Raw genomic sequence first — 25240 nt, 5'->3', positions numbered from 1 at the left:
CCTGATAATGTCAATGAGACAGATAGCCAGCGAATTCGGGTGTCTGGGGCTGAGTGAAGTGCGAGGCGTCGCCCTGTTCCACGATACGGCCATTTTCCATGTACACCACACGGCTGGCGGTTTTGCGTGCAAAATCCACTTCATGGGTCACGATAACCTGCGTGATGCCGGTTTCGCTCAATTCCTGAATGATGCTCACCACCTGGGCGGTGATTTCCGGATCCAACGCGGCGGTCGGTTCATCGAACAGCAGTACGTTGGGTTCCATCATCAGGGCGCGAGCAATCGCTACGCGCTGTTGCTGACCACCGGACAGGTGCAGCGGATAACGGTCGGCGAAGTCGTTCAGACGCAGACGGGTCAGCAATTTTTCGGCGCGGGCGTCGGCGTCCTGGCGAGTTAACCCCAACACCCGGCAGGGTGCTTCCACCAGATTTTGCTGCACGGTGAGGTGGGGCCATAAATTGTATTGCTGAAACACCATGCCGACATGGCGGCGCAACTGGCGAATAGCGTCTTCGCCGGGGGCGTCGCGGAAATCAAATTGGGTGCCGTCAATCGCCAGCGTACCGGAACGCGGCATCTCCAGCAGGTTAAGCACCCTCAGCAGCGAGCTTTTCCCTGCGCCGCTGGGGCCCAGTAACACCAGGGTTTCCCCGGAAGGACAATCAAGAGTGATGTCAGACAGCGCCTGATGTGCACCATAAAAACAGTTAATGCCGGTTAGTTGAATACTCATGCGTAAGAATTGAATAGACATTGATGCCGCAGATGGTAGCGTCGGCAGGATACTTCTGCAATCGCCCCGGCCCAAAAATTGCAATTACACGACTTTTTGTTGATCTACCAGCACAAAATTGTGCGGCATGGTGAAAGCGGATATCGTTCAACATCGTATCCGCCCTGATGCGGCGCGCCTTTCGTCGCGGTGTTCTGCCTTGCCGCCGTGTTTCATCCTCTGTGCCCAGCCGGCCGACCCGCTGGGCCGCACCCGTCCAACGCCACCTCCTGCACTTCCTCGCCGTGAACAGGTTTCCCTGCATAACACGAAATGTTGACCCGGCTCTTGTCGCCCTTGTTTTTCCGGTAAACGCTGTCCATCCGCCGCCTTGGTGTGAGAAAGTGTGCCGGGCTGACGCCTGCGATAAGGCGGAATATGGCCTTCCCGGCTGACAGTGAAGCCGGCGGCTTTAACGACACAGGAAAGGGAGCGAGCATGATGCAGTTAACCACCACCCCGACGCTGGAAGGGTATGCCATCGATGCCTATTGCGGTGTCGTGACCGGCGAGACGATTCTGGGGGCGAACATTTTCCGTGACCTGTTGGCTGGGCTGCGGGATATCGTCGGCGGCCGTGCCGGCGCTTATGAGCATGAACTGCGCCGGGCGCGGGAAATCGCGATGCAGGAAATGGAACAGCAGGCGCTGGAGCTGGGTGCGAATGCGATTGTCGGTATCGATATCGACTACGAAACCGTGGGTAAAAACGGCAGCATGCTGATGGTGTCCGTCAGCGGAACCGCTGTGAGGGTAAGCCGTCGGTGAACATGATGCGGCGCCTGATAACGGCAGCACTGTTGTTGACGATGCTGTCCGGTTGCCAGATGTCGGATTCCCGAACTGATGAAGGGCGCTATGTGCTGGAACGGGCGGTGAAGGCGCGTTCACACTCGTCACGAGTGCAGTTTCTGGTGATCCATTACACAGTCGGCACGTTTCCTCAGTCGTTACAGGTGCTGACGGAAGATGAAGTGAGCGCCCATTACCTGATCCCCGCCGTCCCGCCCCTGTACCACAGCAAGCCGATGGCATGGCAGTTGGTGCCGGAGTCGCAGTCTGCCTGGCATGCCGGCGTCAGCCATTGGCGCGGCTACAGCCATCTGAATCAGGTTTCGATTGGGATCGAGCTGGAAAACCCGGGCCCGCGGGATACCGCCTCCGGGGCTGAGTGGACGCCCTATCCCGCGTCACAGATCGCACTGGTGGCGGATTTGGCGCGCGATATCATTCGTCGTTACGCCATTGCGCCGCCGAATGTGGTGGCGCACAGCGATATCGCGCCGCAACGCAAAACCGATCCCGGCCCCTTGTTTCCCTGGCGGGCGCTGGCGGAACAAGGTATCGGCGCCTGGCCTGACCCGGCGCGGGTGACGTTCTATCTGCAAGGCAGAGCGCCGTATGCGGCAGTAGACAGCCGGACGCTGCTGGAAAAGCTAGGGCGTTACGGGTATGAGGTGACGGAAGGGATGAGCGCTCGCCAGCAACAACGGGTCATCGCCGCGTTTCAGATGCACTTTCGCCCACAGCGGGCCGACGGGCAACCGGATGCGGAAACCGACGCCATGGTTGATGCATTGCTGGAGAAGTACGGCGCATCGCGCTGATCCCGACGGCCGCGTTTAGCGATTCCCGAGAGCCGCATTTAGTTATCGCCGGGCAAGCTGTTGTAAGGGTCTGGCAATTCCGCCTCTTCCGCCAACTGCGCAATCCGTTGGGTCATGCCGCGAAAAATGAACACATGGGCCGGGGTCATCAGGTACCAGTACAGCAGGCCTTTCCACCCGTCAGGATGCCACCAGGCGTGGATGCCGACGATGCGGTAGGCACCTCGTTCGTCGATGGTGAAGGTCAACCGTCCCAGCCCGGGCGCTTTCATCCCGAACAGCAAGTTCAGGCTATGAGGCGGTTGTACGGCGAGCGCCCTCCAGCCGTTGATGTTATCGCCGGTGCGTAACGCATTACGCGCAGGCCGGCCATACACCACTTTATTGCCGCACAGATCGTCGATCCGTGCGCGTATCCGCCATAACCGGTTGGCGTAAAAGTAGCCGTCCGCGCCGCCTACTCGCTGCGTCACATGCCAGAGCGCTTTGCTGCTGGCGACGGTTTTCTGACTAAACCCGACCCGTTTGGGATAAAAAGCAAACCCAGGGCGCCAGCGTGCGCGGGCAGTGGCGTCGAATCCCCAGTCTGGGTGGCTCATTTCGTCGATTGTGCTGTTGAGCGCGGCGGCGATGGCGTCGTCAACGGTTTGCAGGCGTTGGGGTATCAGCCGTTGCAAACTATTGTCAGTCATCACGATATCCTGTTGCTGGCTGGCGATTAAGGCGTGGATAAACGGACGCGGCAGCGAAGTGACGGCCTGGAGGAAACAACGGGACAGCGCATTGAGAGACAGCGGCAGCGGGATGACCCATCGGCGTTTGCCCGCCAGACGGATAAAGCGCCGTAACAGGCTGATATAGCTCACGAGTTCCGGCCCGGCCGCTTCCAGCACACGGTGTTCGGTTGTGGGATGGTGCCGGATTTCATCCAGGTAGTGCAGCAGGTTGTCCAGCGCGATGGGGGATGACTTCGTGCGTGTCCAGTGCGGCGGCATGAGTATGGGCAGATGCTCGACCGCACTGCGTATCACTTCAAACGCGACGGAGCCGGGGCCGATGATGGGGCCGATGCGTATTTCCGTCACGGGAATGCCGCAGTTGCGTAAAATATCGCCGGTTTGCTGACGGGCGTGGGCGTATTCGGATAACAACGGCGGTGATGAGGAGACGGTGCCGAGACAGATAATCTGCCGGACATGGCTGGTGCGTAGTATGTGGCGCAGGTTTTGCGCTGACTGACGTTCGCGATCGACGAAATCCGGCCCGTCTTCCATATTGTGGAACAGGTAATAGAGGGTCTCCGCCTGCCATAGCCCTTCCGGTAAGGTGTGGGGTTTCATCAGATCGAGATATTCGTTGCGAACCCCAGGGAGCGCCAGAGCGGACAGGCGTTCGGGGTGGGACGAAGCCGCGATGACCGGCTGCCCCTGCCGGCTTAGCCAGGCGGTCAAGTGACGGCCAATATAGCTGCTGGCGCCGAGAATCAGCACGGGGCTGGGATGGATGTGGGCCATGATGCTCTGCTCCTGCCTGAGCGGACAACCTGAAAAGCATGACCATATTGGATGAGATGGTTGTCGTGCGCAACCGATTTACGCCGCGGCAGACAGGTGCCGCGGCGGACGGTATCGCTGACGTGGATACAGACGGTTATGCCAGAACGATATCGCCCTGCAACTGACAGCTGCAGGCCAACACATAACCTTGCGCCACCTCTTCCGAGGTCAGCGTCATGGTGCTGGTGGTGGTGTACTGCCCGTGCAGTATCCGGGTTTTGCAACTGCCGCAGACGCCGGCGCGGCAGGCGGCATTGACCGGCTGGTTGTGGCTTTCCAGCGCCGTTAGCAGGCTGACGCCCACCGGTACTTTCACCTGCCGCAGCGGATTGCGGATCGTCATGGTGAGCGTGTTGTCGTCGTCAATGTTTTCCGCCGGCTCTGCGCCGAATTGCTCTTTAAAGAACCGATCCGGGCTGACGCCTAATTGTAGGCTCAAGGCTTGCGCCAGTTTCATATAGGGGTGCGGCCCACAGGTCATGACGGTACGACGGGCGATATCCGGTACTTGTTGTTGCAACACGGTTTCCGTCAGCCGGCCGCTGAGAAAACCGACGGCGGCGTCCTGTTCAGCCATTAGCGTCAAGCGCAACTGCTGAGGATAGCGTTGGCTCAGCGAGCGCCACTCATCGGCAAAGATCACCTGCTGCGGATCCCGCACGTTGAACATCACTTGAACATCGACTTCCGGTTGCATCGCCAGCAGCCAGCGCGTCATGGCCATGATCGGGGTGACGCCGCATCCCGCCGCCAGCATCAGGTAACGATCGCTGACCGCTCGGTGGCAGGTGAATTCACCCTGGGCATCGGAAAGCCAGAGGTAATCGCCCGGTTTAACCTGTTGCGTCAGCCAGGTGGAGCCGAGCCCGTTCTCCAGTCGGCGCACTGTCAGTGTAATAAAGCGACTCAATCCCGGTGAGGAGGACAGGGTATAGGCGCGCAGGGTATCGGCGCTGCCGTCGATGCTGACCAGCGCGTACTGGCCGGGTTGCCAGGGGTAAAAATCGTGGCTTATCAGCGACAGCGTCCAGACATCCGGCGTTTCCTGATGGATGCTGTGTACCTGCATACGGTTGGGACACGATGGCGTAGGCATGGTCATGTCTATTCTCCTTGATTCTGCCCAACGGCCTGCTGATGGGCCGCTGGGCGACGGCCGTCAGGCGGTCAGAATGGCGTCCAGATCCTGTTCCACCGTGGTGATGGGGCGCATGCCGAACTTCTCGTTCAAAATGGCCAGCAGATTCGGCGTCAGGAAGGCGGGGGCGGTCGGGCCGGTGTAGATGTTCTTCACGCCCAGCGCCAGCAGTGTCAGCAGGATGACGATCGCTTTCTGTTCGAACCAAGACAGCACCAGACTCAACGGCAGATCATTAACGCCGCAACCCAGTTTTTCCGCCAGATTCACCGCCAGCATGATGGCGGAGTAAGCATCGTTGCACTGACCCACATCCAGCAGACGTGGTAAGCCTTCCAGCGTACCGAAATCCAGTTTGTTGAAGCGGTACTTGCCGCAGGCCAGCGTCATGATCAGGCAGTCGTTCGGTACGCTGCGGGCGAAATCGGTGTAGTAGCTGCGTTCCGTACGGCTGCCGTCGCAGCCACCGATCAAGAAGACATGGCGCAGTTTTTTTTGTGCGACCAGATCGATCACGGTATCGGCGGCACTGAGCAGCGTCTGACGACCGAAGCCGACGGTGATCAGGTGCTCGATTTCGCTGTAGGGGAAGCCGGGCAACTGCTGCGCTTGTGCGATGATCGCGCTGAAATCGTCGCCCTCAAGATGTTTCGCGCCCGGCCAGCCGACGATGCTGCGTGTCCAGATGCGGTCGGTGTACTGGCCGACGCTAGGGTCGATGATGCAGTTGGAGGTCATCACGATCGGCCCCGGGAATTTGGCGAATTCCGTTTGCTGGTTCTGCCAGCCGCTGCCGTAGTTCCCTACCAGATGCGGGAATTTTTTCAGTTCCGGATAGCCGTGGGCCGGCAGCATTTCGCCATTGGTATAAATATTGATGCCGGTGCCCTGGGTTTGTTCCAGTAGCATGCGCAGATCTTTCAGGTCATGGCCGGAAATCAGGATGGCTTTGCCCGCGACCGGACGGACATTGACCTGCGTCGGTTGTGGGTGCCCGTAAGTGTCGGTTTCGCCGTGATCCAGAATCGCCATGACGCCGAAGTTCATTTTGCCGATGGCCAGCGCATTATTCAGCAGGGTTTCGACATCGCTTGGACGAGTGCCGAGCCAGGCCATAAAGGCATGGAATTCCGCATACAGCGCGTCGTCGTACTGCCCCAGTACATGGGCGTGTTCCATGTAGGCCGCCGCGCCTTTCAAGCCATAGAGACACAGCATACGCAGGCCGTGGATATCATCGCCGATGGCGGCCTGATCCTGATTCAGTGCGAACTGGGCGGCCTGCTCACGCAGAACGACGATATCGTCGCCCGCCAGTTCCAGCGTGGCCATCGGGTGATCGACGTTGACCGAGGCGTCCAGCAGGCGGCAGCGCGTCGCCAGGGAATGACGCAAGGCGATCGCTTCTTTGGCATAGCCGATGATGCGCTGGGAATCGAAGTTAACGTTGGTGAGCGTGGCGAAGAAAGCACGTGGGGTAAAATGGTCGATCTCATGGTCGACAATGCCTTGCGCTCTGGCCTGCAGCGCCCAGGCGGAAAGCCCCTGCAGCACGGCGACCAGCAGATCCTGCAAGTCGGAGGTTTCGGCGGTTTTGCCGCACATGCCTTGCGCATAGGCGCAGCCGTTGCCGGCAGGGGTTCGGATGGTCTGTTCACATTGCACGCAGTACATGATGACGTCCTTTTAAAGTTGTATTTAAAATGCCACTTATAAAGTAGTCCGGTTGACGGCGACCAAAAAGGTTTTTTTGATGCAACTTTAAGTAAGTTTGACATAGCGCAATTTTGCATCGCGGATGACAATCACTTGCATTTGATATCCCTAACGGTGGATTGGCTGAAATTTGCCCGGTTATAGCGCCATTGCATGCGCATCCAGGCATATACGGGGATGGGGGCTTGACCCTGTCGTGGTTTTGTCGTCATGCTCATAAGGCATATGCAAAAGGAGGGCGCGGATGTATCTGGAAAGAATCGATATTCTGGGATTCCGTGGGATCAACCGTTTGTCGCTGACGTTGGATGACAACACGGTGCTGATTGGCGAAAACGCCTGGGGCAAATCGAGCCTGTTGGATGCTTTGTCGCTTTTGCTGGCCCCGTCGTTGCCGCTCTATCATTTCGACCTGCAGGATTTCCATTTTACGCCCGGCGATGAAACCAGCCGGGAACGCCATCTGCAAGTGATCTTCACGTTTTGCGAATCTGCTCCCGGCCACCATCTGGCGCCGCGTTACCGTTCTCTTTCTCCAGTCTGGATCAAAGGGGAGAGTAAACTGCACCGCATTTTCTATCGTCTGGAAGGCGAAGTGGACGAAAGCCAGGCGATCTTTACCTGGCGCAGCTTTCTGGATGCGGGGGGGCATGCTCTGCCGCTCGATAATATTGATTGGCTGGCCAGCGAGGTCATTCGTCTGCATCCGGTGCTGCGCTTGCGGGATGCGCGGTTTATTCGCCGTTTTCGCCCCGGTACGCTGGTGCCGGCCATCGACAACAACGAACGGCTCGCGCATCAGATTGAAACCCTGATGCGCGAGCTGGCGCAGAATCCCAACCGGCTGACTGACCATGAACTGCGGCAGGGGATGGTCGCCATGCGACAACTGGTCGAACACTATTTCTCCGAACAAGGGGCGGCGCCGAACGAACGGTACCATTATCGTCATGCGCGTGCCGGCAACGGCAGGGCGTGGCGTTCGCTGGATACGATCAACCGGATGTTTGCCGGGCCGAACAGTCGTAGTCGCCGTATTATCCTGCTCGAGCTGTTTTCGACGTTGTTGCAGGCCAAAGGCTCCATCGCGCTCGATCCACATTCCCGTCCCTTATTGTTGATTGAAGATCCGGAAACCCGGCTGCATCCCATCATGCTGTCAGTGGCGTGGGGGCTGCTGAACCAACTGCCATTGCAGAAAATCACCACCACCAATTCGGGCGAATTGTTGTCGCTGGTGCCGGTGGAGCAGGTGTGCCGCCTGGTGAGGGAGTCGGCCAAGGTTGCGCCCTATCGGATTGGGCGTCAGGGGATGAGCCCGGAGGACAGCCGCCGTATCACCTTCCATATCCGCTTCAACCGCCCGGCGTCGTTGTTTGCGCGTTGCTGGTTGTTGGTGGAGGGGGAAACGGAGGTCTGGATGCTCAGCGAAATGGCGCGGCAATGCGGCCATCATTTTGAGGCGGAGGGGGTGCGGGTCATCGAGTTTGCGCAGGTCGGCCTCCGACCGTTGCTGAAATTTGCGTATCGCATGGGGATCGAATGGCATGTGTTGGTGGATGGCGATGACGCCGGGAAGAAGTACGCCGCTACGGTGCGTAGCTTGCTGCAAGCGCAGGGAGAAAGCGAACGCGACCATCTGACGATACTGCCGGCGTTGGATATGGAACACTTTATGTACCGTAACGGTTTTAGCGGCGTTTATCACCGCATCGCGCAACTGCCGGAGCCAGTTCCGTTATCGATGGCGAAAGTCATTACGAAAGCCATTCATCGTACGTCCAAGCCTGATCTGGCGATTGAAGTTGCGATGGCGGCCGCCGAACAGAGCGAAGCGGCCATCCCTCAACTTCTGCGCACTCTATTCTCCCGTGTCTTGTGGTTGGCTCGCGGCCGAGCCGACTGAACTATACCGGCCTGGCGTCCGTGTTATTTTTCTGGCGACACGTTGCGGTAATGTTGTTCTGCCACAGTATCCCCACAGAGGAGGTCAATGCGCTGGGGGATTAAAGAAAAATGCCGACCGCTTGGCGGCCGGCACAGGTGTTTGTTTTCTTACCTGGTATCAGGAACTAAAAAAAGAAAATCAGAATGCGTGGGGTGAGTTCAGGCGACCGTTTCGCCGACCACCGGCACGATCAGACTGGCATGATTTCCTTTAGGCCCCTGGTGCACGGTGAATTTTACTATTTGCCCGGCTTTTAGTGTCCTGTAACCATCCATCTGAATCGTCGAATAGTGAGCGAAGATATCTTCTCCGCCGCCTTCAGGACAAATAAAGCCAAAGCCTTTGGCATTATTGAACCATTTAACAGTACCCGTCTCCATGCATTTCCATCCTTCGCTAGAGTATTCTCTAAGGTGAGGTTAATTGGTTAAGGAAACCCCGGATTGATTAAAACAGCAACAATCCAACCTCACACTCTAGTGAAATCACTTTGGCCGTCAAGCACCCTTTCCGGGCCTGTTGTCGCAAGTTTGTGAAAATTTGATACAGATAACGCTATTGATGTGACTCGTTGCCGTTAATGAGAGATGCCGCCGGCGGCGTGCGGGAAGGCACCGGGCGACGCAATTACGGGACACACCTTCTGCAGGCGATGATACAATGAAATCAGGCGCGTGACCGCGGATGACGGTCGACGGAAGATGAAGAACCGGGTCGGATTAAGAGATGGCAAATCACAATACAGGGCCGCAAGTCGAAGGCCAGACGAAAGATCTTCATGAAGAGGCGCTACGGCCGCCTTCTATGTATAAAGTGATACTAAACAATGATGATTACACGCCAATGGAATTTGTTATTGACGTCCTGCAAAAGTTCTTTTCTTATGATATTGAACGTGCAACGCAACTGATGCTTACGGTTCACTATCAAGGTAAAGCCATCTGTGGTGTTTACAGTGCGGAAGTGGCTGAAACCAAGGTGGCGCAGGTGAATCGTTACGCCAGAGAGAATGAGCATCCGTTGCTCTGTACGCTGGAAAAGGCCTGAATCAAGGCAATTTATTGGGGGAGGTGCCTATGCTCAATCAAGAACTGGAACTCAGTCTCAACATGGCTTTTGCCAGAGCGCGCGAGCACCGGCATGAGTTCATGACCGTGGAGCACTTGTTGCTGGCGTTACTCAGTAACCCCTCCGCACGCGAGGCGCTGGAAGCCTGTACGGTGGATTTGGCCGCGCTGCGCCAGGAGTTGGAAACCTTTATTGAACAAACTACGCCGACGCTGCCACAAAGCGACACGGAGCGGGATACCCAGCCAACGCTGAGTTTCCAGCGCGTATTGCAGCGCGCGGTGTTCCATGTTCAGTCGTCGGGGCGCAGCGAAGTGTCCGGCGCCAATGTGCTGGTCGCCATTTTCAGCGAGCAGGAGTCGCAAGCGGCTTATCTGCTGCGCAAGCATGACGTCAGCCGACTGGATGTGGTGAATTTCATTTCACACGGTACACGTAAAACGGAATCCGGGGGGCCGTCGGCCAGCGCGGAAAACCCGGTTAACGAAGAGCAGGCCGGAGGCGAAGAACGTATGGAAAACTTCACCACCAACCTTAACCAGCTTGCCCGGGTAGGGGGCATCGATCCGCTGATTGGCCGCGATCGCGAGCTGGAACGCACCATCCAGGTATTATGCCGTCGTCGTAAGAACAATCCATTGCTGGTCGGGGAATCCGGTGTCGGGAAGACCGCCATCGCCGAAGGGCTAGCCTGGCGTATCGTGCAGGGCGACGTACCCGAAGTCATGGCGAACTGCAGTATCTATTCGCTGGATATCGGTTCGCTGCTGGCTGGCACCAAGTACCGGGGCGATTTTGAAAAACGCTTCAAGGCGCTGCTGAAGCAGCTGGAGCAGGATCAAAACAGCATCCTGTTCATCGATGAAATTCATACCATCATCGGCGCGGGCGCCGCTTCGGGCGGTCAGGTAGATGCCGCCAACCTGATCAAGCCGCTGTTGTCCAGCGGTAAGATTCGGGTGATAGGTTCGACTACCTATCAGGAATTCAGCAATATCTTTGAGAAGGATCGCGCGCTGGCCCGGCGCTTCCAGAAAATCGACATCACCGAACCCAGCGTGGATGAAACGGTGCAGATCATCAATGGGTTGAAACCGAAGTACGAAGCCCATCACGATGTCCGCTATACTGCTAAAGCGATTCGTGCCGCAGTTGAACTGGCGGTGAAATATATCAATGATCGCCATTTGCCGGACAAAGCCATCGACGTGATTGATGAAGCGGGTGCGCGTTGCCGTCTGATGCCGGCCAGCAAACGCAAAAAAACCGTCAATGTGGCGGATATCGAATCCGTGGTAGCGCGTATTGCCCGCATCCCGGAAAAAACCGTCTCCGCCAGCGATCGCGATGTACTGAAGAATCTCAACGACCGGCTGAAAATGTTGGTATTCGGGCAGGACACGGCGATTGAAGCCCTGACCGAAGCCATCAAGATGAGTCGTGCCGGGCTTGGTAGTGAACGTAAACCGGTGGGGTCGTTCCTGTTCGCCGGTCCAACTGGGGTCGGGAAAACCGAAGTAACGCTGCAACTGGCCAAAGCGCTGGATATTGAGTTGCTGCGCTTTGATATGTCTGAGTACATGGAGCGTCATACCGTCAGCCGGCTGATCGGTGCGCCTCCAGGATACGTCGGGTTTGATCAGGGTGGGTTGCTGACCGATGCGGTCATCAAGCACCCGCATTCGGTGCTGTTACTGGATGAGATCGAGAAGGCGCATCCGGATGTCTTCAATCTGCTGTTGCAGGTGATGGATAACGGTACGCTGACCGATAATAACGGCCGCAAGGCGGATTTCCGCAACGTCATTGTCGTGATGACCACCAATGCCGGCGTGCGTGAGACCCAACGCAAATCCATTGGCCTGATCCAACAGGACAACAGCAGCGATGCGATGGAGGAGATCAAGAAAGTCTTCACGCCGGAGTTCCGTAACCGGCTTGACGGCATTATCTGGTTCAACCATCTGTCGCCGCAGGTCATTCAACAGGTGGTGGACAAGTTCATCGTCGAATTGCAGGCGCAACTGGATGCCAAGGGCGTCTCGCTGGAAGTGAGCGAAGAAGCGCGCAACTGGCTGGCTGACAAAGGCTATGATCAGTCGATGGGCGCGCGTCCTATGGCGCGTGTTATTCAGGAAAACCTGAAAAAACCGTTGGCCAACGAATTGCTGTTTGGTTCGCTGGTGGATGGCGGTTCCGTCAAGGTGGAACTGGACGATGCCGCCCAGATGTTGACTTATCGCTTTCTGAGCGCGCACAAAACTCGGCCGGAAGGGGCGGTGCACTGAGTCTCCGTCATCAGGCAAAAAATACCTATGTGAAAAGGCATCTGCGGATGCCTTTTTTACTGCCAGTCTATCAACGTTGCCGGCTATGAACGCCGGGTGTCGTGACTCTTCCCATCGAAGAGCCGCGACGCCGAGCTGATGTCAATCTGGGGAATGTGGTCATCACCGGATTGAACCTAGCCGACGCGGTGGTTTTCTGCCGTTTGCGGTATATAACCGGCTCTTATTGCAGTATGGATATTCCCGCGGGAAGCCCGTGCATGCTAGTTAAACGTTGGGATGCTGGGTCGCTGCCGCTCACGCGATATTGCCCCAGTAATCCGACTCAATTGATTGGCGTCTCTCCGAAAAGGGAAAAACCACCGCTGCCCTGAACGATAGACGCTATCGGTGTTATATGGTGCTGTGCAGTCGTTGTCATGAGTCTGCGGTAAAGCGATTTACCTGAGCGTGGTAAATCCTTTTTACCGAAAAAACAACGGGCCGGATGCAAACATCGACCAAAAGAAACGCCCTCGCCGAAGGCAAGGGCTGCGGAGGGGGACATCCTCGTGAAATCGCGTTACACGATGGCGAGCCTGTTAGCGGCTACGGAAGACAATGCGGCCTTTACTCAGGTCGTACGGGGTCAGTTCCACAGTGACTTTGTCACCCGTCAGGATGCGGATATAGTTTTTACGCATTTTACCGGAGATGTGAGCGGTAACCACGTGTCCGTTTTCCAATTCAACACGGAACATGGTGTTGGGCAGCGTATCAAGTACGGTGCCTTGCATTTCAATATTGTCTTCTTTGGCCATCGAATCCTCTAGGTTTAATTACCTTAGTTTTTAACCGGCAAGATAATGCCGAAAAACCCACATCATGTAAAGGCATGTAAACACCCACCGCCGATTTATCGGGATGGCGTGTCGGGGGGGAAGATCAGCGTTTGAGGCTGCCAGCAAGCGTTACCGAGGGACTGGGTGCGGTATTGCGCCAGCCGATATAGAAAATCACGCCGGGGGATTTCTGTTGCGCCCAGCGATGCGGTATGGGGGTTAAGCACCTGACAATCAATTAGCTCTCCGCCGTAACTTACAAAGTGGTACAGGAATGCCGTCAACGCAAATTTGGAGGCATTATCAGCGCGGCTGAACATGGACTCACCGCAGAACAAGCTACCTTGCGCAATGCCGTACAGGCCACCCACTAATTGCCCTTCATCCCAGACTTCGACGGAGTGAGCATGTGTGGATTGATGCAAATATAAATAGGCTTCAATGATATCGTCGCTGATCCAGGTGCCGTCATCCCGTTCGTTGGCGCAGGCAGTGATGACCTCGGTAAATGACTGGTTGAGCGTGACGCGATAACGGGTATGTCGCATAAATTTCTTCATGCTGCGGCTTAAATGAAATTGTTCCGGGAACAGGACGGCGCGTGGATCGGGGCTCCACCACAGAATAGCGTCGCCGGGCGTGTACCAGGGGAAAATACCCTGACGATAAGCGCTGAGCAGGCGATCAGGCGACAGATCGCCCCCGTAGGCCAGTAGGCCGTTGGGTTCGCGCAGCGCGGTTTCAGGATCTGGAAACCGCAACGAAAAAGGGGAAAGCTCGCGCAACAGCATACTGACCTCTGAACTTAGCCTGCGGACTCTATTGAGTTCCGAACGATTGCGTTACAGACGATTGAGCTACAGACGTTGATGAAACTGCCAGTAGCGCCCCTGCTGTGCCATCAGACCAGAATGATCGCCCTGCTCAAGCAGGGCACCATCGTCCATAATGCATAAGCGGTCGAAGCTTTCCAACCCATTCAAACGGTGAGTGATGATCATCAGGGTTTTGCCGATGCAATGTTGTCGCAACAATTCAAGTATCCGTCGCTCGGTCTCCGCATCGAGCCCTTCGGTCGGTTCATCCAGCAGCACCAGTGGGGCAGGGTGTAGCAGCGCTCGCGCCAGCGCGATGCGTCGCTGTTCGCCGCCAGATAACTGACGACCGCCCTCCCCTAACCAGGTGTTCAGCCCATCATCCGCCAGCAGCTTGTCCAAACCGACCTGAATCAGCACGTTTTTTAACTGTTCATCGTCAGCGTGCGGTGCGGCCAGCGACAGATTGTCCCGCAGCGTTGCGCTGAATATGTGCACACGTTGCGGCACAACGCTCATCATGGCGCGCAGCCGGGATTCCGGCCAATCCTGAATTGGCACGTCATTGAGCAGAATTTCACCGGTGGTGCAATCCCAGGCGCGGGTGAGCAATTGCAACAGTGTGGATTTACCGCAGCCGGTGCGGCCGAGCAACGCGATGTGCTCACCCGGCGCAATCGTCAGTGAAACCGAACGTAGTACCGGTTGTTGCTGATCGGGATAAGTGAATCCAACATTGTTGAGCGTCACGTTGATTTGACCAGACACGTCAGCCCCATCGACTGGGAACGCCACCATTGGCGGCAACGTCATTAACTGATTGACGCGCACGGCAGACGCGGCAACCTGCCCGATATGCTGGAACGCGCCGGCCACCGGCGCCAGTGTTTCGAATGCCGCCAATGCCGCAAAAACGAACAGCGCGATTAGCGGGCCCGGCTCGGCATTGCCGCCGACACCGCCCGCCGCCAACCACAGAATCAACGTGACGGTCATGCCGCTGGCGCCGATCAGCAACGCCTGGGAAAGTGCGCTCAAGCTTGCCTGTTGTTCCTGACGCGCGAACCAGCGCTCTTCCCAGTGATCCAACTGCTGGCGGAAGGACGCCAGCGCGCCAAAGATAGTCAGCTCGGCTTGCCCTTGCAGCCAGGTGGTCAATTGAACACGATAATCGGCGCGCAGTTCGGTCAACGCCACGCCGATCGGCTGCCCGGCACGATAAAAAACGGGGGGCAATAATAGCAACATCGCCAGCAGGATGGCACCCAGCGTCAGTGCCAGCGAACCGTCAATCAGGCTCAGGCCGTAAGTGATCGCCAGAATCACGGCCAGCGCGCTGACCAATGGGGATATCACCCGCAGATAAAGATGATCGAGCGTATCCACGTCTGCGACCAAGCGGTTAAGTAATTCAGCCTGACGAAACTGGCTCAATCCGCCGGGAGACAACGGCAGGAGCCGGCTGAAGGTAAATACCCGCAGGTGCATCAACACCCGAAAAGTAGCGTCATGGCTGACCAGTCGCTCGAAATAACGGCTGGCGGTGCGGATAATCGCCGCGCCCCGCACGCCAGCGGCTGGCAACATGTAATTGAACGTCGTCAGTCCCAGCAGGCCGACAATCGCCGACGCGGCAAGAAACCAGCCGGACAGCGTCAGCAGGCTGATACTGGCCAGCAATGTGACGATCGCCAGTATGATGCCCAAGCCAAGCTGCCAGAAATGACGTCGATAAAGGGCTAAAAAGGGTTTAAGCGCCTGCATCACTTGAATCTTATCCATTACAGTTCTCCATGACGCTGGGCCAGCAAGTCGGCGAACGGGCCTGCCGTCCGGTTTAATTCAGCAAAGTGACCGCGTTGCACCAGCTGACCGTTATCCATCACCCAGATTTCATCATAATGTTGAATATCCTGCAGTTGGTGAGTGATCAGCAGGGTAGTTTGCCGTAACGCCGCCTGATTAAGCGCATGCATCACCAGTTGTTCGCTGTGCGCATCCAGACTGGCGGCGGGTTCATCCAGCAACAACAACTGGCATGGGTGGAGCAACGCGCGCGCCACCGCTACCCGCTGCGCCTGACCGACGGACAGACGCGCCGCACCGTCGCCGATCGTGGTATCCAGCCCTTGGGGCAGATGGGGGAGAAATTCCTGCACGCAGGCCCGTTCCAGCGCCTGCTGTACCGCTGCTTCGCTGATATCGGGACGCCCCAGCGTGATGTTTTGCCGGAGGGTGGCGGCCGGCAGATGAGGGTTTTGGCCGACCCAGCTTAAATGCTTGCGCCACGCGGTCAGGGAGAGTGTATTCAGCTCCTGCCCATTGACTGTCAGTGAGCCGCGGTAAGGTAGGAAACCGAGCAGCACATTCAGCAGCGACGTCTTGCCCGACCCGCTGGTGCCCACCAACGCTACACGTTGGCCGGCCTTCAGATGAAATGTGAGCGGTCCGGCCAGCGCTTTGCCGGTTGGCGAATGCAGCGTAAGGTTTTCCGCCACAATCTCTACCGGTTGATCGCTGTGAAAGCGTGTCTGGCCGTTGCCAACGGCCTCGCCTTCGGTGGTCAGAAAACGGTGGAGCGCTTCGGCCGCGCCGATGGCTTGGGCCTTGGCATGATAAAAAGTACCGAGATCACGCAATGGCTGAAAGAATTCCGGAGCGAGGATAAGTACCAGGAACCCTGCAAACAGCGTCACTGCAGTGCCATAGCTGCCGAAATGCAGCTCGCCGAGGTAGGAAAAACCGAAATATACCGCCACTACGGCGATGGATACTGACGCGAAAAACTCCAGCACGCCGGATGACAGGAACGCCATGCGCAGCACGTCCATCGTCCGGCTGCGAAAATCCTCTGAAGCCTGACGGATACTGTCGATTTCTGTGTGGCCGCGATGAAACAGCCGCAGTGTGTCCAGCCCGCGCAGCCGATCGAGAAAGTGACCGCTTAGCCGCGCCAGCGCCTGAAAATTGCGGCGGTTAGCATCGGCGGCGCCCATGCCGACCAGCGCCATAAACAGCGGAATCAGCGGCGCGGTAAGAAACAGAATCAGCCCGGCCGCCCAGTTCACTGGGAAAACGACCGCCAAAATCAGCACTGGAATCAGTGCGGCCAGATACATTTGCGGCAGGTAACGGGCGTAGTAGTCCTGCATATTGTCGACCTGCTCCAGAATCAGGCTAGCCCAGCTTCCTGCGGGTTTGCCCTGAATCCAGGCTGGCCCCAATTGCTGTAGCCGGTCAAGTACCTGGCGGCGAACCTGACGCCGTACCGCCAGACCGCAGCGAAAGCCGACGCGCTCCCGCATCCAACTGACTGCGGCCCGCAGCATAAAAGCTGCCGCCAGCCACAGAAACAAGGGCGTCAGCGCCGGACGGAGTGTGTGCTCGATCATCAGCGCATGCAGCAGCGACGCCATCAGCCAAGCCTGAGCGACGATCAGCAGGCCGCTGATGACCCCCAGCAGCAGTGAGAGTCGTAACCAGCGGTGCGCCAGTTTGCTTTGCTGTTTGAGCCAGCGCAGCAGTTCGCGTTGTCGGGTGTCTTTCATTGCTAAAGAGTCGCTTCCTGTGAATTACGTAAAAATAACGCTTATATAACCGTTGGTTAACATAAGGGGCTGGCAACGGTTAGGTTGGCGTCATGTTACCGCGACAGCGTGTCACTGCAAAAGAAAAGCAAAAGTCGGATAGGGGTGTTGATCAATTTTTGCGGGAGAGTACGCAGAGCAGAAAGAGCGATATCCCGGAAGCATGGGCCTCCGGGAGGGGGCAGTTATTTGTCGTTCAGGCTGTCCAAATAGCGTTCAGCATCCAGCGCGGCCATACAACCGGTGCCGGCAGATGTAATCGCCTGGCGGTAGTTGTGATCCATGACGTCTCCGGCGGCGAAAACGCCAGGAATGCTGGTCTGGGTAGCGTTGCCGTTGATGCCCGATTGCACCTTTATGTAGCCGTTTTCCAACGCCAACTGGCCGTTGAAGATCGCCGTATTCGGGCTGTGGCCAATAGCGATGAAGACACCGGCGACATCCAACTGTTCGGTGGCGTCGCTCTGCGTATTGCGCAGGCGCACGCCGGTAACGCCCATGTCGTCGCCGATCACTTCATCCAGCGTGCGATAGGTGTGCAGTACGATGTTGCCGCTGTCGACTTTCGCCATCAGGCGGTCGATCAGAATTTTTTCAGCGCGGAAGCTGTCGCGACGATGAATTAGGTGCACTTCGGCGGCGATGTTGGATAAGTACAACGCCTCTTCCACGGCGGTATTGCCACCGCCGACAACGGCGACTTTCTGTTGGCGATAGAAGAAACCGTCACAGGTGGCGCAGGCGGAAACGCCCTTGCCTTTAAAGGCTTCTTCAGAGGGAAGCCCTAAATAGCGTGCGGAAGCGCCGGTAGCGATGATCAGCGCGTCGCAGGTGTATTCATCGCTGTCGCCGAACAGGCGGAACGGGCGCTGTTGCAGATCGACGTGGTTGATATGGTCGAAAACGATTTCGGTATTGAATTTGACGGCATGGTCATGCATGCGTTCCATCAGTAGTGGGCCGGTCAGATCGTTTGGATCGCCGGGCCAGTTTTCAACTTCAGTCGTGGTGGTTAACTGGCCGCCTTTTTCCATGCCAGTGATCAGCAGCGGTTGTAAATTGGCCCGTGCAGCATAGACCGCGGCGGTGTAACCGGCCGGGCCTGAACCCAGAATCAATAATTTACGATGTTTGGCAGTGCTCATGAGTTCCTCAATTCGTGTGAACGGACGATGGCAGCGATTGTAAGGAAATTACTTCGGTAAAAAAAGTGTAGTGGAATGTTGTTGGCTATTTGTCTAATCGTTACAGGTTATTGGAATACCGTGGCGCGATAGGGGGCCGGATCTTTGCATTAAGAGGGGACGTGCGATGCGGGAAAAACCAGTCAATTCAGGGAGGAAAGCGTGAATCTGGCACTTTCTCCTGATTTTAATTGTTTTGCTTTGACAATCGGCTGTAGTTTTGCGAAAACATCCTTGGAAGAGGAAATTTTTTGTATGTGAATAGTTGAATGCTCCGCTTTTCATCAGCTTTTATCTGGATGGAAACACAGTGCCGCTTTTTGTGGAATGCTGTTTTAACGCCGATGCGCCGACGACTGACGGGGACACTATTGTACAACAAAAGGCAGGGGTCTTCTTTAGGGCAGCTCTGGTACATGAGGTTGGTCAGAGACAGCAATTAAGCAGGGAAGGATGAAGAGAGACAACAAGAATGGTAGACACGAAGAAACGTCCGGGAAAAGATCTTGACCGCATTGATCGCAATATCCTGAACGAACTGCAAAAAGATGGTCGTATCTCCAACGTGGAGCTCTCCAAGCGGGTTGGTCTTTCACCCACCCCGTGTCTGGAGCGTGTTCGTCGATTGGAGCGGCAGGGCTTTATTAATGGTTACACTGCACTGTTGAATCCGCATTATCTGGATGCATCATTGTTGGTGTTTGTGGAGATTACGCTGAACCGCGGCGCACCGGATGTGTTTGAACAGTTCAATGCCGCCGTGCAGAAGCTGGAAGAAATTCAGGAGTGTCATCTGGTTTCCGGTGATTTTGACTATCTGCTCAAAACCCGCGTGCCGGATATGTCAGCTTACCGCAAGTTGTTGGGTGAAACGCTGCTGCGTCTGCCAGGCGTCAACGACACCCGCACCTATGTGGTGATGGAAGAAGTGAAGCAGAGTAACCGGCTGGTGATTAAAACTCGCTGATGGCAGGGATGCATAATCCGGTAAATTTAGCTACACTCCTGTGAATATATACAGCATGCGCCGGGGCACCCTCGGCGCTTTGTTATGGCACATTTGCAGGAACCTGGAGATTGGCTTGAGCCAGGAATACACCGAAGACAAAGACGTGACGCTGAAAACGCTCAGCGCGGGTCGCCGCTTATTAGAAGCGATGCTTATCGTGGCAGCGCTGTTCGCCGTTTATTTGGCGGTCGCGCTGCTGAGTTTCAGCCCCTCGGATCCCAGCTGGTCGCAAACGGCTTGGCATGAGCCGATTCACAACCTGGGCGGCGGGGCCGGCGCCTGGCTGGCGGATACCTTATTCTTTATATTCGGCGTGCTGGCTTATGCCATACCGCCGATAATGCTCTCGCTGTGCTGGGCGGTTCACCGGTCACGTAATCATGAGCACATCATTGATTATTTCACCCTGTCGCTGCGCCTTATCGGGACATTGGCGCTGATCCTGACGTCCTGTGGGCTGGCCGCGTTGAACGTTGACGACATCTATTATTTTGCTTCCGGCGGCGTGCTGGGCAGTTTGCTCAGCAGTTCAATGATTCCCCGATTTAACAATATCGGCGCCACCATGATCCTGCTGTGTGTGTGGGCGACCGGCCTGACGTTATTCACCGGCTGGTCGTGGCTGACCATCGCCGAAAAGATTGGCGCAGCAGTCATGGGGTGTCTCACGTTCTTTTCCACCCGCCGTCGCGACGATGACTATCATTACGATGAAGCGGATGACGACACGGTGCCGAATGATACGGTCGATGCTGCTCACGCCGACGAACCCGGGACTGACCGGCGTGACGATACCGACGATGTTCTGTTCTCTGCGCCCGGTATTAGCGCGGCGGCGTCCGAAGCGATGCAAGCGCCGGAGACGGAGGATAGGCCTCGTCCCGATGAAAGCACGCCGCGGCTGGACGTTTCGCTCCCTGCTATCGCGCATGACTCGGCTCTGAGCCCGGTGGATGCGCCGTCTTCAGCCGACGCATCGCCATCGCCCACCACAGCATCGGTTGCGCCGTCCGCCTCGATGCAACCGGCGTATACGGTGTCGTCAGTGGTGTCAGCGGCACTGGTCGTCAAAGCGTCGTCTGAGCCGGCACAGCCGCCTGAGCCATCGTTCAATAAGGTAGCAGACTGGCACGCGCTCAGCGTGCAGCCGGAGGATCGCATCTCTCGTGTCGCCGCATCGACGGCACCCGTTTTTGCCGTTCCTGAACCGGATTCTGCGGTGACATCGAAAACCAATACGCTGTTTACCCCCGCTTTTACAACGGATGAAAACGAAAATCCCCAGGTGAAACGGGGTATGGGGCCAGAGTTGCCGCGTCCAAATCCGGTGCGTATTCCTACCCGCCGCGAATTGGCGTCCTACGGTATCAAACTACCGTCCCAGCGTCTGGCAGAGCAGCAGGCGCGCGAGGCGGAGCGGCATGCCCGCGCAACACAGGACGAAATCTCAATCGACCTGCCGCGTGACGAGCATGCGCCGGAGCGCAACGCTGATATTTCGTCAGTCACCGAAACCGTGGTGCCTGACAGAATGTTCGATAGCCAGCCCGCGTTGGATGATGACGAACAGTTGGATGATGACGAACAACAGGCGCTGATCCAGGAAGCCGAATTGCGTCAGGCGTTTATGGAACAACAGCGTACCCGTTATGGCGAAGAGTATGCGGTACCGGAGGAAGATGAGGATGCGTTAATGCAGGCGCGTCTGGCCCGCGATTTCGCCGAACAGCAGAAGGTTCGCTACGAAGACGAGACGCCGCCGGTGGCTGCTTCTGTGCCTGAATTGCCTGTAGAAGGTGAGCCGTCTTCGGCAACAACAATGGATGTACGCGGTGCCTTCGCGATATCGCCGTTTGCCGATCTGGTGGATGACGGCCCTGCCGAACCGCTGTTTACCTTGCCTGCTCAGGAAGAACTGGATAATGAGGCTCTATTGTTTGCCCCCGCCGTTTCAGCGGCGTCGCCGGCATCGCATACGCAACCGGAAGACAAGCCGGCATCGCCGCTGATGAATAGCCTGATCCATCCCTTCCTGATGCGCAATGATCAGCCGCTGCATACGCCAACGACGCCGCTGCCTTCACTGGATTTACTGACGCCGCCATCCATCAACGATGCGCCGGTGGATGAATTTGAACTGGAGCAGATGGCGCGGCTGATTGAGGCGCGTCTAGCCGACTATCGCGTTAAGGCATCGGTGGTCGATTATTCGCCGGGGCCGGTAATCACCCGTTTTGAACTGGATTTAGCGCCGGGGGTGAAGGCGGCGCGTATTTCCAACCTTGCGCGCGACCTTGCGCGTTCGCTGTCGGTGGTGGCAGTGCGTATCGTTGAAGTTATCCCCGGTAAACCGTATGTCGGCCTTGAGTTGCCGAACCAACACCGGCAGACCGTATTCCTGCGGGAAGTGCTGGACTGCGAAAGATTTCGTGATAACCCTTCGCCGCTGGCGGTAGTTCTGGGCAAAGATATCGCAGGTGCGCCGGTCGTGGCGGATCTAGCGAAGATGCCACATCTGTTGGTGGCGGGAACCACGGGTTCCGGTAAGTCGGTTGGTGTCAACGCCATGATTATCAGCATGTTGTACAAGTCTACGCCGGACGATGTGCGGTTCATTATGATCGACCCGAAAATGTTGGAGCTGTCGGTTTATGAGGGCATCCCGCATCTGTTGACCGAAGTGGTGACTGATATGAAAGACGCCGCCAACGCCTTGCGCTGGTGTGTCGGTGAGATGGAACGGCGTTACAAGTTGATGTCGGCGCTGGGTGTGCGCAATCTGAGCGGCTACAACGAACGGATTATGCAGGCGGAGGCGATGGGCCGTCCGGTGCCGGATCCGTTCTGGAAACCGACCGACGGCATGGATACCCAACCGCCGGTACTGGAGAAACTGCCGTATATTGTGGTGATGGTAGACGAATTCGCTGATCTGATGATGGCGGTGGGCAAGAAAGTGGAAGAGCTGATTGCCCGCCTGGCGCAGAAAGCGCGTGCCGCCGGTATTCATCTGGTGCTGGCGACGCAGCGTCCATCGGTGGATGTGATCACCGGCCTTATCAAAGCTAACATTCCGACCCGCATCGCTTTTACGGTGTCCAGCAAAATAGACTCTCGCACCATCCTCGATCAGGGGGGGGCCGAGTCGCTGCTGGGGATGGGCGACATGCTGTATATGGCGCCGAACTCTTCTATCCCGGTGCGCGTCCACGGCGCCTTTGTGCGTGATCAGGAAGTGCATGCGGTAGTGCAGGACTGGAAAGCCCGTGGGCGGCCGCAATATATCGATAATATCGTCAGTGGCGATGATGACGGTGAGGGAGGTGGTCTTGGTTTTGACGGCGATGAAGATCTTGACCCGCTGTTTGACCAGGCTGTGGCCTTCGTGGTGGAAAAACGCCGCGCTTCCATCTCCGGCGTGCAGCGTCAATTCCGCATCGGCTATAACCGGGCGGCGCGTATCGTCGAGCAGATGGAAATGCAGGGGATCGTCAGCAGTCCGGGGCATAACGGCAACCGCGAAGTGCTGGCGCCGCCGCCGATGGAGTGAGTGATGGCTGCCGTGAAAAGAAACGTAAAAGCGCAAAATAGCGGATAATTCGTCTGTCATGCACGGTGCGTCTGGGCTACAGTAGCGCCCAATCGAAACGGCGGCCCAGGCCGCCGTGCATGTGGTCAGAACAATGAAAGGATTTTATCTATGCTGAAGAAATGGTTGATGGCCGGTTGCTTGTTGAGCAGCGTTATTTCCGGTGCGGCGTTGGCGGATGCCGCTGGCGATTTGCAGAGCCGCCTCAGCAAAGTGAACAGTTTCCATGCCGGTTTCACTCAGAAAGTGTCCGGCAGTGATGGTGCCACCGTGCAGGAAGGTCAGGGCGAGCTGTGGGTAAAACGTCCCAATCTGTTCAACTGGAAAACCACTGCGCCGGATGAAAGTCTGCTGGTGTCCGATGGCAAAACCCTGTGGTTTTACAATCCGTTTGTCGAGCAGGCAACGGCGACCTGGGTGAAAGACGCGACAGGCAATACACCGTTTATTCTGATTACTCGAAATGACCCGAAAGACTGGAGCAAGTACAACGTGACCCGTAACGGGGACGATTTCCAGCTGGTTCCGCGCGCCGCCAGCGGCAATCTGAAACAATTCGCCATCAGTGTTACCGGCGACGGGACTATCAAGGGGTTCACCGCCACCGAACAGGATGGGCAGCGTAGCGTTTATACGCTGAAAAATCAGCAAAATATCGATGTGGATTCAGCAAAATTCCACTTTACGCCGCCGAAAAACGTCACGGTGGACGATCAACGTCAGTGAGGCGTGTGTGAGCAATCTGTCTCTCGATTTTTCCAGCCATCAATTTCAGCCGTTGGCCGCACGCATGCGGCCGACCACGCTGGCGCAATATATCGGTCAGCAACATCTGTTGGGGCCAGGCAAGCCACTGCCGCGCGCTATTGAGACCGGGCAACTGCACTCCATGATCTTGTGGGGGCCGCCGGGCACCGGCAAAACCACGCTGGCGGAATTGATTGGTCGTTATGGTGAGGCGGATGTCGAACGTATCTCGGCGGTGACGTCCGGCATTAAGGAAATTCGAGAAGCAGTCGAGCGGGCGCGCCAGAATCGTAATGCCGGGCGCAGAACCATTCTGTTTGTGGATGAAGTGCACCGTTTTAACAAAAGCCAGCAAGATGCTTTTCTGCCCCATATCGAAGATGGAACGGTGACGTTTATCGGTGCCACCACGGAAAACCCTTCATTTGAACTCAACTCGGCGTTACTCTCGCGAGCGCGCGTTTATCTGTTGAAATCACTGGATACCGCCGATATTGAACAAGTGCTGGCGCAGGCGATGGGCGATCGCGAGCGCGGGCTAGGCGGGCAACACATTGTGCTGCCGGATGAGACCCGCCGCCTGTTAGCGGAGCTGGTGAACGGCGATGCGCGCCGGGCGCTGAATCTGCTGGAAATGATGGCGGATATGGCAGAGGTCGACCCCGCCGGGCAGCGCGTCCTGACGCTGGAGTTGTTGAAAGCGGTGTCCGGCGAGCGTAGCGCCCGTTTCGATAACAAAGGCGACCGTTACTACGATCTGATCTCCGCCTTGCATAAATCAGTACGCGGTTCTGCGCCGGATGCCGCGTTGTATTGGTATGCCCGCATCATCACCGCCGGCGGCGATCCGCTGTATGTTGCGCGTCGTTTGCTGGCCATCGCTTCGGAAGATGTGGGCAATGCCGATCCGCGCGCTATGCAGGTGGCGATCGCCGCTTGGGATTGCTTTACCCGCGTTGGGCCTGCCGAAGGCGAGCGGGCCATTGCGCAGGCGATTGTTTATCTGGCCTGCGCACCGAAAAGTAATGCGGTGTACACCGCCTTCAAGGCCGCCATGCGCGATGCGAAGGATAAACCGGATTATGATGTTCCAGCCCATCTGCGCAATGCGCCGACATCGTTGATGAAAGAGATGGGGCTGGGGGCTGAATATCGCTACGCCCATGATGAAACCAACGCTTACGCGGCGGGGGAGGTCTACTTCCCGCAGGAAATGGCAGAAACGCGCTATTATCAACCGACATCCCGTGGGTTAGAGGCCAAAATCGGCGAAAAGCTGGCCTGGCTTGCTGCACAGGATCAAAATAGCCCGACAAAACGCTACCGCTAATTTAAGGGTTGCGGTAAGGTTTACGCGATACTTTCTGCTGCAAGGCGTCGTTGGCCGGC

19 protein-coding genes are annotated in these 25240 nt (G+C 56.9%); 9 read left to right on the top strand and 10 right to left on the bottom strand.

The window, feature by feature from the left end; translation table 11 throughout:
* Nucleotides 1-10: 10 nt before the first annotated feature.
* Nucleotides 11-739 (bottom strand): arginine ABC transporter ATP-binding protein ArtP, encoded by a 729-nt coding sequence (artP, locus tag HEP82_RS03525; RefSeq protein WP_192456863.1) that lies wholly within the window; start codon nt 737-739, stop codon nt 11-13.
* Between the two features lie 480 nt (nt 740-1219).
* Here artP and HEP82_RS03520 point away from each other — a divergent pair, with 480 nt between their 5' ends.
* Both HEP82_RS03520 and HEP82_RS03515 read left to right on the top strand, forming a co-directional pair.
* Entirely contained in the window at nt 1220-1546 is a 327-nt protein-coding gene (locus HEP82_RS03520; RefSeq protein ID WP_192456862.1) for a heavy metal-binding domain-containing protein, read from the top strand.
* A 2-nt stretch (nt 1547-1548) separates the two neighbouring features.
* Entirely contained in the window at nt 1549-2385 is an 837-nt protein-coding gene (locus HEP82_RS03515) for an N-acetylmuramoyl-L-alanine amidase (RefSeq protein ID WP_269150409.1), read from the top strand.
* Nucleotides 2386-2423: 38 nt separating this feature from the next.
* On the opposite strand, the gene HEP82_RS03510 is transcribed toward HEP82_RS03515, so the two are convergent.
* The 3 genes from HEP82_RS03510 to hcp all read right to left on the bottom strand — a co-directional run bounded on the left by HEP82_RS03510 (nt 2424) and on the right by hcp (nt 6753).
* On the bottom strand, nt 2424-3899 hold the full coding sequence (locus tag HEP82_RS03510; protein ID WP_192456805.1) for a DUF2867 domain-containing protein: 1476 nt from the start codon (nt 3897-3899) through the stop codon (nt 2424-2426).
* Between the two features lie 136 nt (nt 3900-4035).
* The gene (hcr, locus tag HEP82_RS03505; RefSeq protein ID WP_192456804.1) at nt 4036-5043 is read right to left on the bottom strand and encodes an NADH oxidoreductase; all 1008 of its coding nucleotides are present in this window, start codon (nt 5041-5043) and stop codon (nt 4036-4038) included.
* A gap of 57 nt (nt 5044-5100) precedes the next feature.
* A complete protein-coding gene (gene hcp / locus HEP82_RS03500) occupies nt 5101-6753 on the bottom strand; it encodes a hydroxylamine reductase (protein ID WP_192456803.1) in 1653 nt (550 codons plus the stop codon).
* A gap of 286 nt (nt 6754-7039) precedes the next feature.
* On the opposite strand from hcp, the gene HEP82_RS03495 reads away from it, so the two are divergent.
* Complete coding sequence (locus HEP82_RS03495) at nt 7040-8701, top strand: ATP-dependent endonuclease (RefSeq protein ID WP_192456802.1); 1662 nt, start codon at nt 7040-7042, stop codon at nt 8699-8701.
* A gap of 200 nt (nt 8702-8901) precedes the next feature.
* Here the strand turns inward: HEP82_RS03495 and cspD are convergent, their stop codons facing one another.
* The gene (gene cspD / locus HEP82_RS03490; RefSeq protein WP_192456801.1) at nt 8902-9123 is read right to left on the bottom strand and encodes a cold shock-like protein CspD; all 222 of its coding nucleotides are present in this window, start codon (nt 9121-9123) and stop codon (nt 8902-8904) included.
* 346 nt (nt 9124-9469) lie between these two features.
* Here cspD and clpS point away from each other — a divergent pair, with 346 nt between their 5' ends.
* Nucleotides 9470-9790, top strand: a complete 321-nt coding sequence (gene clpS / locus HEP82_RS03485; protein ID WP_192456800.1) for an ATP-dependent Clp protease adapter ClpS — start codon at nt 9470-9472, stop codon at nt 9788-9790.
* 29 nt (nt 9791-9819) lie between these two features.
* Entirely contained in the window at nt 9820-12099 is a 2280-nt protein-coding gene (clpA, locus tag HEP82_RS03480; RefSeq protein ID WP_015853959.1) for an ATP-dependent Clp protease ATP-binding subunit ClpA, read from the top strand.
* A 581-nt stretch (nt 12100-12680) separates the two neighbouring features.
* On the opposite strand, the gene infA is transcribed toward clpA, so the two are convergent.
* The 5 genes from infA to trxB all read right to left on the bottom strand — a co-directional run bounded on the left by infA (nt 12681) and on the right by trxB (nt 18467).
* Nucleotides 12681-12899 carry a translation initiation factor IF-1 gene (gene infA, locus HEP82_RS03475; protein WP_002211347.1) on the bottom strand — a complete coding sequence of 73 codons (219 nt, stop codon included), beginning with the start codon at nt 12897-12899 and terminating at the stop codon, nt 12681-12683.
* Nucleotides 12900-12994: 95 nt separating this feature from the next.
* Nucleotides 12995-13711: a leucyl/phenylalanyl-tRNA--protein transferase gene (gene aat / locus HEP82_RS03470; RefSeq protein ID WP_192456799.1), complete on the bottom strand. Its 717-nt coding sequence runs from the start codon at nt 13709-13711 to the stop codon at nt 12995-12997.
* Between the two features lie 66 nt (nt 13712-13777).
* Entirely contained in the window at nt 13778-15499 is a 1722-nt protein-coding gene (gene cydC / locus HEP82_RS03465; protein WP_192456860.1) for a heme ABC transporter ATP-binding protein/permease CydC, read from the bottom strand.
* Nucleotides 15500-15516: 17 nt separating this feature from the next.
* Nucleotides 15517-17283, bottom strand: coding sequence for a heme ABC transporter permease/ATP-binding protein CydD (cydD, locus tag HEP82_RS03460; RefSeq protein ID WP_192456798.1), 1767 nt, complete (start codon nt 17281-17283; stop codon nt 15517-15519).
* Nucleotides 17284-17507: 224 nt separating this feature from the next.
* A complete protein-coding gene (trxB, locus tag HEP82_RS03455) occupies nt 17508-18467 on the bottom strand; it encodes a thioredoxin-disulfide reductase (protein ID WP_192456797.1) in 960 nt (319 codons plus the stop codon).
* Nucleotides 18468-18978: 511 nt separating this feature from the next.
* Here trxB and lrp point away from each other — a divergent pair.
* The 4 genes from lrp to HEP82_RS03435 all read left to right on the top strand — a co-directional run bounded on the left by lrp (nt 18979) and on the right by HEP82_RS03435 (nt 25181).
* Nucleotides 18979-19473, top strand: a complete 495-nt coding sequence (gene lrp / locus HEP82_RS03450) for a leucine-responsive transcriptional regulator Lrp (RefSeq protein WP_010277211.1) — start codon at nt 18979-18981, stop codon at nt 19471-19473.
* A 115-nt stretch (nt 19474-19588) separates the two neighbouring features.
* A complete protein-coding gene (locus HEP82_RS03445; RefSeq protein ID WP_192456796.1) occupies nt 19589-23065 on the top strand; it encodes a DNA translocase FtsK 4TM domain-containing protein in 3477 nt (1158 codons plus the stop codon).
* A gap of 153 nt (nt 23066-23218) precedes the next feature.
* Entirely contained in the window at nt 23219-23830 is a 612-nt protein-coding gene (gene lolA / locus HEP82_RS03440) for an outer membrane lipoprotein chaperone LolA (protein WP_192456859.1), read from the top strand.
* Nucleotides 23831-23837: 7 nt separating this feature from the next.
* Nucleotides 23838-25181, top strand: coding sequence for a replication-associated recombination protein A (locus HEP82_RS03435; RefSeq protein WP_192456795.1), 1344 nt, complete (start codon nt 23838-23840; stop codon nt 25179-25181).
* Nucleotides 25182-25240: the final 59 nt, after the last annotated feature.

The organism is Musicola keenii (genome assembly GCF_014855505.1).
Taxonomy (GTDB): Bacteria; Pseudomonadota; Gammaproteobacteria; order Enterobacterales; family Enterobacteriaceae; genus Musicola; species Musicola paradisiaca.
This window is presented reverse-complemented; position numbering and strand designations above follow the sequence as displayed.